This window comes from Paenibacillus luteus (genome assembly GCF_006542765.1).
GTDB classification, from domain to species: Bacteria; Bacillota; Bacilli; order Paenibacillales; family Paenibacillaceae; genus Pristimantibacillus; species Pristimantibacillus luteus.
Map to the genome: position 1 here is coordinate 231,036 of NZ_SKCD01000097.1, position 17,999 is coordinate 249,034.

Genomic DNA, 17,999 nt, shown 5'->3' on the forward strand with positions numbered 1-17,999 from the left:
CAATAATTGAATAGGACGTACGGGATCTATCCCTCTGAGGAATACGCTTCATAATCAGCGGGCGTATTCAAGTTCGTGAATAAATTAGAACAGATATTCTCCGGCAATGCTACCTCGATGGAAGCCATTCTTCGAAGTAAGCCTAGCAAACGGTAATCACCTTCTTGAAGCGCAGCTTCGATTGGCCGCAATGCTCTCGTATGGTAAAGAGCATGGAAAGGCTGTCCCATCACATGAATAACATCTACCCTGCTATTGTTATAGGACATCAGCTTCTCAAACAGCTCTTCCGACACGTTCGGCATATCGCAGGCCATGACGAATAGATATCCTTCAGGCTGACTGCTCAAGCCTGCGTGTAGACCGGATAAAGGCCCCCTTTCGGGATATCGGTCAACCGCGTAACCAACCTTCTCTCCCAAATCGCCAAGGCATTGGCGATAAATTGCCTCACGCTGCGTTGTTCCAACGGATACGGTCACTTTCTGTGTGAGGTTCGATAGCTGCTGGACAAGCCGGTACAGCAGCGGTTTGCCATCAATAGGCAGCAGTGCTTTGTCCGTTCCCATTCTTGAGCTGTGTCCACCGGCGAGTATTAGGCTGCCAATCGGATATTTCCCCATTTCCCTCCTCCTCCTCCTCCTCCTCGGCTCTAAGAAAAAAGCCTGCCGGGCAAAGGATGTCCGACAGGCTTCATATAATAGTTTAAATTAAGCTTTGGACGGGTCAAACGAGCTTTTCAGCGAAACGATGCGGTTGAACGCCAGCTTCTCTGCCGAAGTATCCTTCGGATCCACGTTGAAATACCCATGACGGAAAAATTGGAATTTATCCCCGCCAGCCGCTTCCTTCATATTCGGCTCTACAAAACCTTGCAGCACTTCAAGTGAATTCGGATTGATGCATTCCAGGAATGGCTTGCCTTCCTCCTCAGCCTCGCTCGTAATGAGCGGCTCGAACAAACGGAAATCCGCTGCGACCGCCTGTGAGGCCTCCACCCAGTGAATCGTGCCTTTCACTTTGCGCTCATTAAAGCCCGAGCCGCTTTTTGTCTTCGGATCATAGGTACAATGCAGCTCGATTACATTGCCGTCTGCGTCCTTGATCACTTTTTGACAAGTAATGAAATAAGCATGCTTGAGACGAACTTCATTGCCAGGGAAAAGACGGAAATATTTATTCGGAGGATTTTCCATAAAATCGTCCTGTTCAATATAAATCTCACGGGAGAAAGGAATTTGGCGCGTGCCCATCGCTTCGTTCTCCGCATTATTCTCCGCATCCAGCAGCTCCGTTTGACCTTCTGGATAGTTCGTAATTACCACTTTAAGAGGACGCAATACCGCCATCGTACGAAGCGCCTTCAGCTTCAAATCTTCTCTGATGAAATGCTCAAGGTTGCGCTCGTCAACCAAGCTGTTGCTCTTCGATACACCGATCTCACGGCAGAACGCGCGCATCGCTTCCGGTGTATAGCCTTTGCGGCGCAAGCCGCTGATCGTTGGCATGCGCGGATCATCCCAGCCATCCACAACCGCTTCATCCACCAGCTGCTTCAGTTTGCGCTTGCTCATAACCGTATTCGTCACGTTTAGACGGGCAAATTCATATTGGCGCGGTGCCGCATCCATTTCACATTCCGCAACCGTCCAGTCATAAAGCGGACGGTGATCTTCAAACTCCAGCGTACAAATGGAATGCGTAATGCCTTCAATGGCATCGCTAAGCGGATGGGCGTAATCGTACATCGGATAAATGCACCACGCGTCTCCTGTACGGTGATGATGCGTATGCGCAATGCGATACAAAACGGGATCACGCAGGGTGATATTCGGCGAAGCCATATCGATCTTGGCACGGAGCACTCTTTCCCCGTCCTTAAACTCTCCGGCACGCATGCGGGCGAACAGGTCCAAGTTCTCTTCCACGCTTCGATCACGATAAGGGCTTGCCTTACCCGGCTCAGTCAACGTACCGCGATATTCGCGCATTTGCTCAGCTGTTAGATCACACACATAAGCTTTGCCCTTGCGGATCAGCAATACCGCACGGTTGTAGAGCTCTTCGAAATAATCGGAAGCAAAGCGCAGCTCGTCCCACTCAAAGCCAAGCCAGCGAACATCTTCTTGAATCGATTCCACGTACTCCGTATCTTCCTTAAGCGGATTCGTATCGTCAAAGCGCAAATTAGTTCTGCCCTTGAACTCATCGGCCAGCTCAAAGTTCAAGCAGATCGACTTCGCATGCCCGATATGCAAATAGCCGTTTGGCTCCGGTGGAAAACGAGTCACAATTTCCTGCACATGGCCGCTCTTCAAATCTTCGATAACTATATTTTTAATGAAATTAGAGGATGAGGACTTGTTCTCTGCTGTACTCTCCATTTGCGACCAACCTTTCCCACGGAAAATATTTATCCTACTATAATACACAAATTTCCGTGAAATTATAATACTCCGTACCGGCCGCAATGAATGAATGCTCTACTCCACCTACTAAAGTCTTATTTTTATAGCTATACCTAGGACTGTGGAACGAATATAATAACAATTGAAATATATGGAAGGGAAATGACGAAATGAACAAGAATGCGTTAGTGAGAGCCACGGAATTAGACTTAATGCTCGGCAAGGTTTCCGTTGAACTATTCCATATCATTGATAGCCATTTCTACGAGAACAGCTTAAACCAAATGGCAAAGAGCTATGTCCGTTATAAAAATTCGGAAACTCTTCTCTGGCCTCAGCTAACGCTTTATGCCCATTATATGCTAGGCGGTAATTCTCCCTTTATCTATCATACTGCCGCTCAGACGGAATTGATCATTCTTAGCTTGGACATCCTCGATGATCTCCAGGACCAGGACAATCCACTCCCACCGTGGATGCAAATCGAGCCCGCGATCGCCATGAACTGCGCATCGGGCTTATTGATTGCCGCCGTTGCAGGCTGTCGAGGTAAGCCTATGGACACAACTGCTTTAAAATTGATCAGCACGGCCCATAATGGCCAACACAAGGACATCCAGAACCTCATCGAATCAGAGGAGGACTACCTGCAATTAATTGCTGAGAAATCTGCCTCTCTTCTCAATCTGGCCATTCAGTCCGCCTATCATCTCGTAGAAGAAACGAACCCGTTGACCTCAAGCATACTTGCTGAATTCGCTCGGAACGTTGGCATAGCAGCTCAACTGCGCAATGATTTAAAAGGCTTAACAGACTTTCGAGCGCATAATGATATCGTGCAGCGAAAAAAAACGCTGGCCACTTTGTATTTGCTTGATCAGTCCTCCCGAATGGATTCCTTTCTAAGAAGCTACTACGAGGGGGGCGTTACATTAGGAGAACTTCTTGCAAGAGAGCAGCAGGTGACCGAATTCATTACTACTTCGGGCGTATTCGAATACAGCACAGCAGTTCAATTGCTTTACCTTCAGCAAGCTGACCGCATTTTAACAGAGATGGCTGCTTTACAGCCTTGGGAGCTTAGACTAAGGTCCATTACCATCGATGCATTCCTTAATTAATTCTATGGCATTCCCAAGCAAAAGTTAGGGTTGAAGCTCACTATTATTTGATATAATTATTTTGTCGAAAAGACCAATAAAAGGGGGAATTCTATCATGTGGACACCAATGCTTAAAGAAACAGCTATACAGCTTGCAGCTAGCAAAAACTCCAAAGAGAAGTTATCTTCTGTTTTGGCTGAAGCGACGATCTCTATTGATCAGAAAAAGGCATTAACACTGTCTTACGCATCCTCGGCTGCAGCGCTTAGCAACGGTACCTCTTCATCTGATTATTGGGCTTAATGTAAATAATGAAGAGCCTGGCGATTGAGTCAGGCTTTTTTATTATTCATTCTGAAAGGATCATGGCTATGAATAATTCACTTCCGTTCAAACGTTTCTTCTTTATTTTCGTAGGTGCAGGTTTACTCTTGATCCATTCATGGTTCAGTTACATTTCTTTTCATTTCCCATACGTCGGTATTGGAGTAACGGCTACTAGCTCCGGCACATGGATCATCTCCGATATCTACAAAGGCGGTACCGCCGAGAAATTAGGATTGGCCCTTAACGATACGGTCGCCTTGGTAAACAAGCAACCGACCGGACAGCATTTCACAGTCAACAAATATCATGATATCGAGCAAGCTCATTCCATCGAGATTATACGAGATAGAATTCATCATAGCTTCGATATAAAAAATTCAGCAAACGAAATCTCAGCCCGGTATATAATAGGAATTATTGGCGAGCTGGTCCTATTTGCTATTTCTGTGGTGGTCTATTTCAAAGTTAGGCATTCTCGGTCGGTTTATTATTTACTAGCCGTGCTCATCCTTATGGGTTTGGCTTTTATTGGCGCGGAAGCCTCCGCACGCTCAGATAGCCTGGCGAAATTTATAGTGCTGAATGCCATGTCGTTCATCCCTTTTTTGTTCGCGCAGTTTGTTTATCACTTTCTTAAAGAAAAAGGATACAAGCTCTTTTCTTACCGCTGGTTTAAGTACGGATTCATTCTCCTCTCCGTCCTTGCGGTTATGCGGCTGTCTTATTTCTTTAGCATGCCTCTCCACACTTATTTTGTGCTGGATCGTTTTATAAGTCTGCTGAGCTTTGCGCTGGGCTGCCTGTTTGCCATTTCATTGTTATTCATTATGTATCGAAAGAAACGCCATGAATATTCTTTTTCCGCTACCATTATTAGAGTGGTATTCACAGCTTTCGGTATTTCCTTTTTCCCCTTTCTGCTATTATCGGTCTTGCCCGACCTATTCGGTAAGCCCATATTGGACTACGCAAGCAGCGTCTGGTTCATCATTTTATTCCCGGCGACCTGCATCTATTACGCGGGGAGAAATAAACTAAAGCAAACCAAACGGTTTGGCTGGCCATTGCTAAACAAGCAGCGCGATGCTTTTTACCGCTTGCTGGAGGAGCAGGGGCAAGTCAAGCAGCTTGAGGATACCTCCCACAATCTGCTCCCGAATCTGTGCGAGGCGCTAAACCTTAAAGGTGCTGCTATTCGACTTCAAAATAACAACCGTATAAAGCTCGCAGTCCATGGAGCCATGGATGCAGAAGAAATCGAACAGATTATGAAAAACAAGGATGAGAATGCGGCAACTTATGTCGTCTACGGCATCCACCCTGGAGAAGAATTTTCAAGCCATATTATCATGGCAAGAGAAGGGCATGGACATACCTTCCATGCAGAGCAACAGCGATGGATCGCTGCAATCATCACTCAGCTTTCAATCATGATCGAGAATATATACTTATCTGAACTGTTGTCTCTTAAAATCAATGAACTGTTGATCGAACCTGCTGCTGCAGGAGACAAGTCCCCTAGCTCTTATTTGTGGTTTAGAAAATCACTCTATGAAATGCAAGAAAAGGAACGTCAGCGTGTCGCTTCGGACCTTCATGATACGATTATGCAGGATATTTATTTCGCCAAGCAGAGGGTTGCCGCCATACGGGATAATGCATCCCAGTCGTCTCATTTGGAGGACGAGCTCAAAGAGCTGATGGAATATCTCGATATTATTAATTTAAATGTACGAGAAACCGGCTTCCAACTATACCCTCATCTCCTTAAAGAGGTTGGATTTGCCGTAACCGTGTCCAACCTGATTGAATCCGAACGGATGAAGGTTCCGTTTCAACTGCATTTGCGTATTGAACATAAGACTGAATGGGATGCGCTGGATACGGAAGTCCATCACCATCTGTTCCGGATTATGCAAGAGCTTCTCTCTAATGCCAAAAAACACGCCATGGCTAATCAAATCGATTTTCACCTTCATTTGTCCAGACAAGGCTTCATAATGGAATACCAAGACGATGGGATCGGATTTGATGATCAGCTGCAAAGCACCGGCATAGGCTGGCACGGCATCAAACATCGAATGAATAGCTTGGAAGGGCAATTACACTATGACACAGCCCCCAACGAAGGATTAAAGCTGGTCCTCACATTACCTACAGAAGGGACCGACCCTGTTGAACGCAGAAATTAAAATGGTCATTATCGACGATCATCCGGCAATGGCGCTCGGGATTAAATATCTGCTGGAGCAGGACGGGCGCATTGAGGTGCTGGGCATTGCCTCCACTGGCAGAGAAGGAATCGAGATGACGGAGAAGCTTCTTCCCTCCGTTATCATTCTAGATTTAAACCTCCCTGACGATACGGGGGTTCATATTGCCGCAGCTATTAAAGAGCGGCATCCGTCCATTCATATCATCATACATACCGGGTATGACTACACTCCTTACTTTAATCGCCTCATTGAAAGCGGCGTGAGCGGCATATTAAACAAAAGTGCATCACCGCAAGAAATTGTCGATATGATCCATTCCGTCATGCGCGGGAACACGATATTGCCGCTGTCCATTTTCAGACAGGTTCAGCTCCAGCGGCCCGACTATAGCAAGCATTATTGGGAAGCTGATCTAACCTCGACTGAGCTCAAAATTTTGTCCATGGTTGCCGACAAATTCACAAACAGTAAAATTGCTGGCATCATTCACGTCAGCGAGAGCTCCGTCGAAAATTATTTAAAAAAGATTTACGGAAAACTAGGCGTGAAATCCAAGACGGAAGCCTTAGTAAAAATAACAAACGATGACCGCTTTCAGCGCGTCTTTGATGCTAAACCGATAGAATAAATTAGCCGCTCGTTCTATTGCTAACTCTCCGTTTTATCCTTCACAGTCATTCATCCAAGAAAGAATAGAAGCGGCGGCGACTGGTTCAGATCGCAATGTCTGCAGCAGGACCAAAGCAGCTCATTGCCATGCTGGACTCGCCACTCGAAGGCTAGCCTGCGCTTTGGGATAAAAGGCGCCACCGCTGATTATACGCGTATGATGATCTAAAAATCGCAAAAAAAGTATCTTTTATTTTTATCCTTTTTCAACCTTCGAGACAATAACCCCTATCTTTTAAACGAATTAAAAAAACGTTATAAACATCCATTTATTTTTGCACATTTAAAACACACAAACTTATTTCATAATTATTAATTTTTCTATATTTTTAGAAGAAAAATCACAAAATCGTTTATATTTAACAGTAATATTTTTACCTGTTAACAACTTTTAAAGCGTTGTATCCCAACTCCATTCCCTTCCATTTAAAAAGCATTCTCCGCATAAAAAATGGACAGAATCGGTTACCCGTTTCTGTCCATTTTCAACTTTTTATTTAATTAGAAATTCGATTAAGCATGGAGTGATTTACTTAGTGAAGTTGAGGTAATGCTCATAGTTGAAGAGAGTATAGAGCTGTAGAAACCTCCCACTAAGCAAGGGGCTGCTAAAGAGGTACTAAGCCCTTTTCAAACCTTATAGCAAGCAAAGCTATGGCTCAAACTATAGCTACTCACCGACCTGCCCACTAACTCAAATACTTACGGCGCCAGAAACCCTTCCTGCAACTCGAAGCTTGTCTAAAAAAGAGGACATTTCTGCAACAAACGTCAATCTTGTCCCCAAATCGACTAAAATAGCCATTAAATGGGCTTTTTTTCGCCCGGAAGCCGCATCTATTTCATTTTTAACTGAGGGAGCATTAAAGCAGCAGCTCAATATCGGCCTTCATATCGAGTGGTTCGTCAGTCGATTCGAACCGTTTGACGATGTTCCCTTCCCGGTCTATTAGAAATTTAGTGAAATTCCATTTGACCGAGTTGCCTTCCAAGTAGTGAGGCAGTTTTTCCGAAAGAAACGCATTGAGCATTTTACCGCTAGGGCTGTCGGTATTGAAGCCGTTGAATGGAGCGGTTTCCGTTAAATGCTTGAATAGAGGATGAGCCGAATCGTCCCGTACGTCGGTCTTCGCGAAGAGGGGGAACGTGACGCCATAATTCAATTGGCAAAAGCTTTGCACATCCGAGTTGGCACCAGGTTCTTGCTCGCCGAACTGATTACTTGGAAATCCAAGAATTTCAAGGCCCTGCTCTTTATATTGTTCATACAGCTTTTGCAAATCCGTATACTGCGGGGTAAAGCCGCATTTGCTAGCCGTGTTAACGACAATCAATACTTTTCCTTTGTATTGCTCCATACTTTGCTGCTCGCCTCTGATGGTCTCCAAATCATACGTATAAACACTCATTAATGATTGCCTCCTCTATTGGTATGTAAGTTTTAAATAATTAAATTGCATACAACTTAATTAATTAAAATAATAGCATGAGGAATTGCACTTGTCAATTCACCCATGCCCAGTAGATAATAACATCAACATAGTGACTGCTCCATTTAGCCTCCCGACAGCCATTTTAATGGCCGCTCGGGAGCAGAGGAATAAGTATAATTACGTTACAGAAGGCTTCTTTCTTCCAACCAACCATTCTACGAATAAATCGTAGTCCTGTTCGACGCTATCGGCATAGGCCATTGCCCACTGTGCAATAAATGTGCAAAATGCCTCTTCATCGTCACCCATAGCCTTTACAATTTCAACCTCGCTGTGATAGGCCAAGATGCCTTGTGCTACATCGGCATCCGCGCGTGCATGAAGCTTCGCCGTCAGCCTTCCCATCGTAGCTGTGATTGCCAGAAGGTCGCCGGTTGTTTCAATCGCTTCCAGCTTCAGCCGTTTCTTATACGGCGAGCGCTCCCGTACATAGAACTGCCTCTCCCCGATAGAAAACCAGCCGAGATAAGGATCAGCCTCATGATGCATCGCCTTTTGTGTCATCGTTACCCGCTTGCCCTGATGCTCGAACATCGACCAGAAGTTCTCATCGTAAGGCATATAATAGGCAGGAATCGGCACACGGACCTCTTTGGCTTCAAGCACAATATCGTCCTCTCCCTGCTCCCCTTCACCTGCCTCAATAAGCACATAAAAACGGTCAAGCCCAATCGAGGCCGTACCCGAGCCATGCTTTACCGCAACATCCTTCACCTGAAAATGGCGCAGCTGTTCTTCCCCGCTCGCGGCCACCGTAGACAAATATTCCGGCCAGGCTTCCAGCAGAGCTTCGCGCTCCTCCTCTGTTGGAGAAACAATTTCCTCGTTTGTCGCAAATTGCCGATGCTCCTGCACGAGTGCAGTCACCTTTTCCAAGAAATGCTGCTCCTTGCGCTTTTGCAGCTTTTTGAGCAGCTTCTTGATCAGCCCTTCCGCTTGCTCAATATCGACGGAATAAGTGCCAGGATCATCTTTCGCTTTCACGAACCGGCGCATTTGCTTGGAATACGCTTGCAAATACGATTCTACGGTTTGAATTTGGCTGTTATGAGACATCCCTTTCGAACGAGCCACAAGCACCGCACTAACTGACATTCGCAGCAAATCATATAAATAGGAGCCCAAGTAACCTTCATCAAAATCATTCACATCATAGACCAGCGTACCCCGTTCATTGCGAAATGCCCCGAAATTTTCGAAATGCAAATCTCCTTGAATCCAGGTTGGACGATTGCCAGGGGTGTGGTAGGGAAACCATTCCCGCGAGACGTCAAAATAAAACAAATAAGCGCTGCCGCGAAAAAATGAAAACGGCGTTTCCGACATTTTTGCATACTTTTCCTCGCGTTTGCCACGCTCAAGCTTCATCATTTTCTGATCGAATTCCTGCAATATCGCCGATAGTGTACGTTTTCTAAGCTTGTTTTGCGTTAGCTTTACCCGTTCTGTTAGCTTCGGATCCATGCTCTCTCCCCCAATCGAGCTACGTTTCTACTTTTTGAAGCCTCACAAAATCACTGATCATCGCAATTCGCCATGGTATAATCATCCCGAACGCCAACAGGTAAAAAATAGCGCCCGTTTGCGGTATCGACATGTATTGCTCAACCACGCTATGCAGCGCAAGCCTGATCATAAATAGTGTCAGCATAATAAAAATAAAGGCCTTTGAGCGCCGGACATAAATTTCGGATTCCACACGTTCCAATCTTGTCGTGACAATAAGCGGGAAAGAAAAGATCAGCATGCCAGTCAAAAAGGCTGATAATCCCCATACCCAAGGAATATGAGTGACCGAGAAAACAAACATCACAAAACCCGTGGCCATGCCAAGCGGGGGGATGATGATTTTCCGCATAGAAGTCGGCTGCTTTCCGGCACGAATTCTTACAACGATAAGCGCCAGCCCCGCTAAAGCCGATACGATGATCGAGCTGACTTGAATGAAATATGTAGAGAGCAACACTGCGTCCTCCCCTGAGTAGGTAGTGTAATGGAAATATTATTTCTTTCATCGTACTGCAAAACCGGAAACACTGCAAACCGCTGGTTTAGCGTGAAGAAACTCATCGACTTTGACGTGCGTATAGCTTTATAATTGGTAAAAAATAGAGAGGGGAGAGTAGGGGATTGGAGACGAATGCACAGACAGGGCTGGTCCAGTCGTGGCCAGCTCCTTCAGCCGTTCCTGCAGCGCCTGAAATCGGCGGAGGGATGCAGCAGGAGCTTCAGAAGGTATGGCAAAAGCTCGCTTTCTGGATGAGGATAACAGCGGTTTTCACTCTTTGTTTCGGGTTGTTTCAAACCTTTATCGGCTTTATTAATTTTGGCTGGGGGACGATTGCCGGTTTCCTTGAGCTCGTCATTACGTTTGTACTGCTTGTGATGGCAAGCGCAGCCAAGAAGCTGCAAGCCAATCCAAACGACGAGCATGCCGTAAAGCTCCTGGCTAAGCGGCTTACCCTTTATTTCAAGCTGCAAGCCGCGTTTATCGTCATTTTTTCTTTTGTCATCATTATGCTTGTCATAACGATCCTGCAATTTCTAACCGATTGGGACTGGCTGCTCCATCTTGTGAACGAAGGCAAGAAGCTGGACAAGCTGGTCATTAAAGTGCAGCAATGGTACGAAACGATTGTGAATTGGGTTGAAAAAATAAGAAAGTAATCCATACATCACCAGCTCATCCAACTGTACCGCACGCTCTTATTCCGGCTCCCCAAGACGGTACGTCTTCGGTGAGATACCTTCCTGTTTCTTGAACACCTTGCTGAAATATTTCTCGTCGTGGAAACCGACCATTTCGGCAATTTTGGAAATGCGCAAGTTCGGATTGACCATGAGCAGCTTCGCTTTGTCGATGCGAACGCCTGAGATATAATCGGTAATGTTAATGCCGTACTCCTGCTTGAACTTGCGCGATACATACTCACGACTGACGAAGAAACGCTTGGCGATATCCTGAAGCGACAGCTCGCTCTGGTAATGCTGCTCAATAAAGCCCGCGATATCGCTCATCTTCGTTTTCTCCTGGGCTTGGCGCTGACCAATGGCCTGGGACAGCTCCCGAAGAAGCAGGTACGACCATTCTCGCCAAGCCTGCAAGGAAAAGGTGCTGGCACTCACATAAGGTGATTTTTGCTCCAGCTCCTCAACAGATAGCAGCCCAGCTTCATCCCCTGCCTGTCTGCCGGGCGCTTCACGAAGCAGCCTCGCGCAAAACAATAGAGAATCCGTCTTGTACTCTTCAAGCATCGTTGGCGTGATAAGGCCCAACACGCGCACAGCTTCCAGCCAGCGGCCGGAGGCTGCATGAAGCTGGTACGCGTCGCCGCTTAATACGGCAACCTTCCACTCCTCCTCACAATCCGAGAAACTCACCCGCTTGCCGGTTGGATGATCCACTAACTGATGAATATAACCGTTCGAATCCAATGTATTGCGGCGCCGCAGTGCATCCAGCGCCTCATCATGCTGAGCAGGCATCGCACCGGGAAAAGCACCCGCGCTGCTGAGGCCCATATGCATACGCCGCTGGAGCGTCATAAATAGGCCTTCATTAATATCCTGCAGAACAACAGGCAGCTGCTCGACTTCCACCCATACGATGATGACGATTTCCGTAGGCGCTCCCCAATGCCGGAAAGCCACTCCCCGTTGAGACGAAAGTAGAAACTCATTACAAATGTTAATGATCGCAAAATGAAGCAGATCGCTATCAAAGGCGAACCGTCCCTGCAACTGCGTATCACTCGCGTCGACCTGCAGCAATCCAAGCCTTGCCGTATTCGCAGCCTCCGGGATCAAGCGTTCCTCCCGCAGCTTGCGCAGCGATGCCTGTGCGGTAGCCGGATCATCAATTAGGCCTGTAAGCAGCTTCTCTCCGTATACCGGCTTGAATTCATTTAGCTTTATGCTTTGCTTTTGCCGCTCGTTTCGCTCCTGCTGCTCCGCCTGCCATTGGGCGGATGCTTTGGCAACTGCCGCATTAATCGCCTCGGGCTCTATGGGCTTCAGCAAATAATCGATGCCTCCATTGCGGACCGCTTCACGTACGAAGTCGAAATCACCTCGCCCGCTCACAACGATAAACTTCACCGTTCCCGCAAATTCGTTCACCGCTGCCATCAAGTCCACGCCGCTGCCTTCCGGCATCATCATATCCATAATAACAATGGCCGGTTTATCGTCCCTCATTCGCTGGATAGCTTCATAGCCGCCGCTTGCTTCTTCAATGGCGGTAACCCCATGCGCATCCCAATCTACAAGCAGCCGCACTGCTTTGCGCACACGCGCCTCATCATCTACGATCAACACCTTCATCCGTATTCCCTCCTTTCACCGCTGTCATTCCCAGCACGAGCATGATACGAACGCCGCCTGATTCCCTATTTCGTATATTCAGCTGAGCGTCTTCCCCATACACCATCCGCAGCCGCGCAAGCACATTGAGCAAACCAATCTTCGGTTCAGCTCCGGACTGCGCCAGCTGGAGCGAGCTGTAAACTCCCTCGACTGGCCCTGCCGCTTCCCTGTTGTTCCTTCCGGCTGATTGTCCTTCATAATCCTGCGTTTTATCTGCGTATCGTACGCCTGCAAGCTCCCTTTGCAGCACGGCAAGCCGCTCTGGCGAAATGATCGCGCCGTTATTCTCAACCGTCAGCTCCAGAAGCCCGTCATCCCGCAAAGCAGCCTTCAAAGCGAGCTCTCCATTATCCGCAGCCTTGTCCATGCCATGCTTGAAGTAATTTTCGATCACGGGCTGTAAAATCATCTTCGGCATCTCCGCATCCAATAGCGCCTCATCCACATCGACATGGAAAGTAAAGCGATTCTCGTAACGCTCCTTCTGCAGCTCCACGTATGCCTTCAAGTGTGCGAGCTCGTCCCGCAAGGTAATCATGCTTGTCTCATTGTCCATACTGTAGCGCATCATTCGAGCAAGTGCGGACAACAGCGCATAGATGCGCGGCACGCCCAGCTCAAGAGCCAATGTGCCGATAATTTGAATCGTATTGTTCAGAAAATGAGGGTTGATCTGCGCTTGCAGCGCCCGAAGCTGATTAGTTTTGTTTGCTAGCTCCAATTTGTATTCACGCAAAATCAAATTGTTGATGGTATCCATCATACTGCGAAACCGAACCACGACCAAACCGATCTCGTCATTCCCCGTCGGCTGAATCGGAACATTCAAATTGCCCGCCTCTACCTGGTTCATATAGCGAACGAGCTGCTTCACGGGCGCGGTAATCCGCAAAGAGACGATGACCGTAGCTGTAACGATAACCGCCAGCGACAGAGCAAGCAAAAGCAGGTTTATCGCAGCCGCATTGTTCGCTTCCCGGATCAGATACGAGGTTGGTATCCGCTTAACAAGCGTCCAATGAGCTGCTGTACTCTGTATATGCTCATAAACAAACAATGCACCATTTTGCTCAAAATGGCCGCCATTGGCATCTCCTTGAGCCAATGTGCCGTTGTACCAAGCTTTATGGAGCGGTTTGCCTAGCAACTGCTCGTCGTCTGCAAATACGACAAAGCCATTGTTGTCGATAACGTATAAATCTTCTTCTTTACGATCATAAAGCTGGCTCACGATATCCGTCAGCAGCGATAGCTTCACATCAATTGATACATACCCCAGCTTCTCATTGGAGGGTACCCGCTCGATTCGCCGGTGAAGAGTGAATACTCGCTCACTTGGCTGCTGCGGCTGCAAGGAAGCAAAGCCATAGGTGTGGCTCATATGTGTAGGCTGAAGCGAAGTACTCTCTCCTGTGCCTACATAGGTATCCAGATCAGGAAAGGCAGCAGTATCGTTCGCGCGCTTCGCGCCCGCCACATTCGTTACGATCGTCGCCCGCTGGCCGAGGCTTGCATATAGGTAGACCTGATGTACGTCAGGCACAGCTGATTTCATATAAGCCATCGCTGCGAACACTCGGCTGTCGGTCTGAAAATCAGCCAAGCCCGTTTGCAGCTGCCGATACAGCTCCGCATCCGAGTACACGTTAAGCGAAGCACGGCTAAGCTCGTCCAGCACCGCCGTTACGTTCCGCTGGCCTTGATAAAGCAGGTTTTGCGTATCCTCCAGCGCTCGATCCTTCATTGATTTTGCTGTATAGCTGTAAGTGACCACCATGGTCGTCACGATCGGCACAATCGTTGCCAGCAGCATAAATACGATTAGTTTAGTTCGAATGCTATTCCAGTTCAAAGCTGCACGACCTCCGCTCCCGATCAATATATTGCACCTGACCGGTCACATCCGTCGGTGTTTATCGCTCTCTCGGACTTGCATAATTAAACATACAATAGTTTTCTGGTGAAAAGAAAGGGGAGTTTCCAAGATGGGCAGCAAGAGAATGTCCGGATGGTGGCCGCAGCTCGTGTTCGTAGGCCCAGTAACCATCTTTTTCCTACTGATTATGATCATCCCGTTTCTGCTTGGCATGTACTACTCGTTTACCGATTGGAACGGCGTTGCAGGTACGGTTAATTGGGTTGGCTTCGACAACTTCAAGCAAATTTTTACGAATGATGCCGATTTCTGGTCTTCCTTCTGGTTTACGATCCGCTTCACGGTGGTCGGCGTTCTCTTAACCAATCTGGTCGGCTTCTTCCTAGCTTATTTATTAACGAAAAAGCTCAAATCCCGCAACGTGCTGCGGACGATCTTCTTTATGCCGAACGTTATCGGCGGACTGCTGCTCGGCTTTATCTGGCAGTTCATATTCGTAAAAGGCTTCTCTACCGTCGGCGATATGACCGGCTGGTCCTTCTTCAATCTTCCGTGGCTTGGCGATGAAACGACCGGATTCTGGGGCATTACGATGGTCTTCGTCTGGCAATCGGCCGGTTACCTGATGGTCGTGTATATTGCTTCACTGACGAACGTATCGAAGGAAGTGCTTGAAGCAGCCGAGATTGATGGCGCTACCCGCTTCCAAGTGCTGCGTGGCATTATTTTGCCGCTCATCATGCCTGCTATTACCGTATGTTTGTTCCTGGCCATCTCATGGTCGTTCAAAATGTTCGATCTGAACTTATCGCTCACCAAAGGCGGACCGTTCAAATCGACGGAATCCGTTGCTCTAAACATTTACGCTGAGGCATTCCAAAACAACCGTTACGGACTCGGCACAGCGAAATCATTAATCTTCTTTATCGTCGTTGCCGTCATTACTCTTATCCAGGTTCGCGTAACCAAGAGCAAGGAGGTCGAAGCTTAATGGATACCAAAAAATATACCGGAAAGCTGTTTATAACCGAAGCGGTGATGGTCATCGTCGGCCTGCTGTTCCTTGCGCCGTTCTATTTCCTGCTCGTTAACTCCGTGAAGCCGTTCGGTGAAATTATGTCGAACTCAGCCAGCTGGCCTCAGGTATTCAAGTGGGAGAACTACTCCCGTGCTTGGGAGCTGACAAGATTCCCGGAAGCCTTCACCAATTCTATGATCATCACGGTCGTCACTGTCGTGCTGACTGCGCTGATTAGTTCGATGGGCGCCTACCGAATGGTGCGTGCCAATACGCGTTTTAACCGGATTCTATTTATGCTTTTTGTAGCGGCTATGGTTATTCCGTTCCAATCGATCATGATTCCGCTGCTTAAAGTGGTGAACATGCTGGGCGTCAACAACAGTATGGTCGGTTTGATTATGTGTTATCTGGGGCTTGGAGCACCGCTCTCGCTGTTTCTGTTCCACGGCTTCATCAAGGCGATCCCGCTTGAAATCGAGGAAGCGGCAACTGTTGATGGCTGCAATCCGATTACCGTATTTTTCAGAATCGTACTCCCATTGCTGAAGCCCATGCTCATGACCGTTATTATTCTGAACTGCTTGTGGGTATGGAATGATTACTTGCTTCCGTCGCTTATTTTGCAAAAGCCCGACATGCGGACGATTCCGCTCGCGACCTTCGCTTTCTTCGGGCAATATACGAAGCAATGGGATCTTGCGCTTCCGGCGCTCGTGCTCGGCATTGCTCCAATCGTAGCTTTCTTCCTTCTGTTACAGCGTTACATCGTTGAGGGAGTAGCGGCTGGTTCGGTTAAAGGCTAACGCTTGTAATCGGACGGTCGATTCCATATAATAAACCATTAATCAAGGGGGATTTGCATCATGAATAAAAAGATGACTATGCTTTCGCTAAGCCTTGTGCTGGCGATGAGCATCGTGCTATCCGCATGCGGCAGCAGCAACGAAAGCGGCGGCACAGCTAAAGGTGACGTCAAGACCGTAACCATTTTCCAATTTAAAACCGAAATCGTGGAAGGCCTGAACGAATTGGCCGTTGAATTCAATAAAGAATACCCGAACATCAAGCTCGATATCCAAACCGTTGGCGGCGGTGCTGACTACGGCGCTTCCCTAAAAACGAAATTCGCAGCTGGCGACGCTCCTGACATTTTCTCCAATGGCGGTTACGCTGAAATGGAAATGTGGCTGGACAAGCTTGAGGATCTCTCCGATCAAGCCTGGGTGAAGGATCTTGTGCCTTTGGCTGCTGAACCGATGACAAAGGACGGCAAGGTATATGGTATGGCGATGAACCTTGAAGGCTTCGGCTATATCTACAACAAGGACATTTTTGCTAAATCAGGCATTACCGAGCTTCCAAAAACGTACTCCCAGCTTGAAGCGGCTGCAAAAACGCTAAAAGCTGCAGGCATTACGCCTTTCGCAAATGCTTACCAAGAATGGTGGTTGATCGGCAACCAAGGGATTAACCCCGCGTTTGCACAACAGCCAGACGTCAATGCTTTTATTGCGGGCCTGAACGACGGCTCCGTCAAAATTCCGGGCAACGAGAAGTTCGCCGACTGGGCTAAGCTGATGAAGCTTACGATGGACTATGGCAACAAAAACCCGCTTACAACTGACTACAACACGCAAGTATCGCTTTTTGCCAGCGGCGAAGCGGCGATGATGCAAGAAGGAAACTGGGCGCAGGTTCAAATCGATAGTATCAATCCTGACCTCAACATCGGTGTGCTGCCTATGCCGCTTGGCGAGGATGCAGAGGCAAACGACAAGCTTAATGTCGGCATTCCGGCTAACCTTGTTATTAACAAAGAATCCGATGTGAAAGAAGAAGCAAAAACGTTCCTGAACTGGCTTGTTACTTCCGATATTGGTAAAGAATACATCGTTAAGAAATTCAAGTTCATTCCGGCTCTATCGACGATCATAGCTACGCCTGAGGATATGGGCGACATCGGTACTGAGGTTTACAACTATGTACAGGCCGACAAAGTGCTTGGACTACAATCCTCCAAATACCCAGATGGCGTTACGCAAGAATTCGCTAGTGTAATTCAGCAGTATATCGCAGGCAAAATCGATGCATCTGCATGGGAAACCGGCATGCAGGGCGCTTGGGATAAACTGAAGAAATAAGGTTTAGCACCATGAAGTCCTAATTTTCAAAAAAACAGCCGCACAACCGTCCAAATGATATGCTCCCATCATAGTAGACAGTAGAAAAAACAAAACCTCTACTTCTACCATGATGGGAGTTTTTGCTTTGTCAAAAAGGAGTCCAATTTCATTAGATGTAAAACTACAGGTTGTAAAAAGATGCCTTAAACAGGATTCAAATCCTCACCATGAAGCAAAGCAACTGGGGATTGACAATCAGACTGTTGGGGAGTGGATAAGGAAATACAAAGCGGATGGTTATGAGGGGTTAAAGGAATCCAAGGCTTGGAAAACATACTCACATGCGCTCAAGCAGACTGCGATTCGTGATGTTCTATCTGGAAAGTACTCCATCCGAG

Annotated in this window: 16 protein-coding genes; 9 read left to right on the forward strand and 7 right to left on the reverse strand. The window is 47.4% G+C overall.

Annotated features, from left to right (window positions below; all coding sequences use genetic code 11):
* Window positions 1-26: 26 nt before the first annotated feature.
* Entirely contained in the window at window positions 27-623 is a 597-nt protein-coding gene (gene mobA / locus E0496_RS35370; protein ID WP_141506563.1) for a molybdenum cofactor guanylyltransferase, read from the reverse strand.
* A gap of 87 nt (window positions 624-710) precedes the next feature.
* Entirely contained in the window at window positions 711-2,384 is a 1,674-nt protein-coding gene (locus tag E0496_RS35375; protein ID WP_141506564.1) for a glutamine--tRNA ligase/YqeY domain fusion protein, read from the reverse strand.
* A gap of 194 nt (window positions 2,385-2,578) precedes the next feature.
* On the opposite strand from E0496_RS35375, the gene E0496_RS35380 reads away from it, so the two are divergent.
* The 4 genes from E0496_RS35380 to E0496_RS35395 all read left to right on the forward strand — a co-directional run bounded on the left by E0496_RS35380 (window position 2,579) and on the right by E0496_RS35395 (window position 6,682).
* The gene (locus tag E0496_RS35380; RefSeq protein ID WP_141506565.1) at window positions 2,579-3,529 is read left to right on the forward strand and encodes a polyprenyl synthetase family protein; all 951 of its coding nucleotides are present in this window, start codon (window positions 2,579-2,581) and stop codon (window positions 3,527-3,529) included.
* Window positions 3,530-3,625: 96 nt separating this feature from the next.
* A complete protein-coding gene (locus E0496_RS35385) occupies window positions 3,626-3,814 on the forward strand; it encodes a hypothetical protein (RefSeq protein ID WP_141506566.1) in 189 nt (62 codons plus the stop codon).
* A gap of 68 nt (window positions 3,815-3,882) precedes the next feature.
* Complete coding sequence (locus E0496_RS35390; RefSeq protein ID WP_161601680.1) at window positions 3,883-6,030, forward strand: sensor histidine kinase; 2,148 nt, start codon at window positions 3,883-3,885, stop codon at window positions 6,028-6,030.
* Window positions 6,014-6,682, forward strand: coding sequence for a response regulator transcription factor (locus E0496_RS35395; RefSeq protein ID WP_141506568.1), 669 nt, complete (start codon window positions 6,014-6,016; stop codon window positions 6,680-6,682). Before E0496_RS35390 ends, E0496_RS35395 begins: the two co-directional genes overlap by 17 nt.
* 904 nt (window positions 6,683-7,586) lie before the next feature.
* Here E0496_RS35395 and E0496_RS35400 read toward each other — a convergent pair.
* From E0496_RS35400 to E0496_RS35410, 3 genes are all read right to left on the reverse strand, one after another.
* The gene (locus tag E0496_RS35400) at window positions 7,587-8,132 is read right to left on the reverse strand and encodes a glutathione peroxidase (RefSeq protein ID WP_141506569.1); all 546 of its coding nucleotides are present in this window, start codon (window positions 8,130-8,132) and stop codon (window positions 7,587-7,589) included.
* Between the two features lie 201 nt (window positions 8,133-8,333).
* Window positions 8,334-9,680: a DUF2252 domain-containing protein gene (locus E0496_RS35405; protein WP_141506570.1), complete on the reverse strand. Its 1,347-nt coding sequence runs from the start codon at window positions 9,678-9,680 to the stop codon at window positions 8,334-8,336.
* A 19-nt stretch (window positions 9,681-9,699) separates the two neighbouring features.
* Window positions 9,700-10,182, reverse strand: a complete 483-nt coding sequence (locus tag E0496_RS35410; RefSeq protein WP_338325896.1) for a CcdC family protein — start codon at window positions 10,180-10,182, stop codon at window positions 9,700-9,702.
* A gap of 164 nt (window positions 10,183-10,346) precedes the next feature.
* On the opposite strand from E0496_RS35410, the gene E0496_RS35415 reads away from it, so the two are divergent.
* Window positions 10,347-10,883, forward strand: coding sequence for a hypothetical protein (locus E0496_RS35415; protein WP_141506571.1), 537 nt, complete (start codon window positions 10,347-10,349; stop codon window positions 10,881-10,883).
* Between the two features lie 39 nt (window positions 10,884-10,922).
* Here the strand turns inward: E0496_RS35415 and E0496_RS35420 are convergent, their stop codons facing one another.
* Both E0496_RS35420 and E0496_RS35425 read right to left on the reverse strand, forming a co-directional pair.
* On the reverse strand, window positions 10,923-12,539 hold the full coding sequence (locus E0496_RS35420; protein ID WP_141506572.1) for a helix-turn-helix domain-containing protein: 1,617 nt from the start codon (window positions 12,537-12,539) through the stop codon (window positions 10,923-10,925).
* On the reverse strand, window positions 12,517-14,433 hold the full coding sequence (locus E0496_RS35425) for a cache domain-containing sensor histidine kinase (protein ID WP_141506573.1): 1,917 nt from the start codon (window positions 14,431-14,433) through the stop codon (window positions 12,517-12,519). The genes E0496_RS35420 and E0496_RS35425 overlap by 23 nt, the downstream gene beginning before the upstream one ends.
* Before the next feature lie 133 nt (window positions 14,434-14,566).
* Here E0496_RS35425 and E0496_RS35430 point away from each other — a divergent pair, with 133 nt between their 5' ends.
* From E0496_RS35430 to E0496_RS35445, 4 genes are all read left to right on the forward strand, one after another.
* Window positions 14,567-15,448, forward strand: a complete 882-nt coding sequence (locus tag E0496_RS35430) for a carbohydrate ABC transporter permease (RefSeq protein ID WP_141506574.1) — start codon at window positions 14,567-14,569, stop codon at window positions 15,446-15,448.
* A complete protein-coding gene (locus E0496_RS35435) occupies window positions 15,448-16,281 on the forward strand; it encodes a carbohydrate ABC transporter permease (RefSeq protein WP_141506575.1) in 834 nt (277 codons plus the stop codon). Before E0496_RS35430 ends, E0496_RS35435 begins: the two co-directional genes overlap by 1 nt.
* A gap of 60 nt (window positions 16,282-16,341) precedes the next feature.
* The gene (locus tag E0496_RS35440; protein ID WP_141506576.1) at window positions 16,342-17,619 is read left to right on the forward strand and encodes an ABC transporter substrate-binding protein; all 1,278 of its coding nucleotides are present in this window, start codon (window positions 16,342-16,344) and stop codon (window positions 17,617-17,619) included.
* Window positions 17,620-17,746: 127 nt separating this feature from the next.
* Window positions 17,747-17,999: helix-turn-helix domain-containing protein (locus E0496_RS35445; RefSeq protein ID WP_161601681.1), on the forward strand; the 253-nt coding region annotated here is incomplete at its 3' end.

Coding starts and splice junctions, on each gene's coding strand:
- E0496_RS35420 (WP_141506572.1), bottom strand. CDS start 12,539: ATGAAGGTGTTGATCGTAGATGATGAGGCGCGTGTGCGCAAAGCAGTG.
- E0496_RS35430 (WP_141506574.1), top strand. CDS start 14,567: ATGGGCAGCAAGAGAATGTCCGGATGGTGGCCGCAGCTCGTGTTCGTA.
- mobA (WP_141506563.1), bottom strand. CDS start 623: ATGGGGAAATATCCGATTGGCAGCCTAATACTCGCCGGTGGACACAGC.
- E0496_RS35440 (WP_141506576.1), top strand. CDS start 16,342: ATGAATAAAAAGATGACTATGCTTTCGCTAAGCCTTGTGCTGGCGATG.
- E0496_RS35390 (WP_161601680.1), top strand. CDS start 3,883: ATGAATAATTCACTTCCGTTCAAACGTTTCTTCTTTATTTTCGTAGGT.
- E0496_RS35380 (WP_141506565.1), top strand. CDS start 2,579: ATGAACAAGAATGCGTTAGTGAGAGCCACGGAATTAGACTTAATGCTC.
- E0496_RS35405 (WP_141506570.1), bottom strand. CDS start 9,680: ATGGATCCGAAGCTAACAGAACGGGTAAAGCTAACGCAAAACAAGCTT.
- E0496_RS35435 (WP_141506575.1), top strand. CDS start 15,448: ATGGATACCAAAAAATATACCGGAAAGCTGTTTATAACCGAAGCGGTG.
- E0496_RS35400 (WP_141506569.1), bottom strand. CDS start 8,132: ATGAGTGTTTATACGTATGATTTGGAGACCATCAGAGGCGAGCAGCAA.
- E0496_RS35375 (WP_141506564.1), bottom strand. CDS start 2,384: ATGGAGAGTACAGCAGAGAACAAGTCCTCATCCTCTAATTTCATTAAA.
- E0496_RS35385 (WP_141506566.1), top strand. CDS start 3,626: ATGTGGACACCAATGCTTAAAGAAACAGCTATACAGCTTGCAGCTAGC.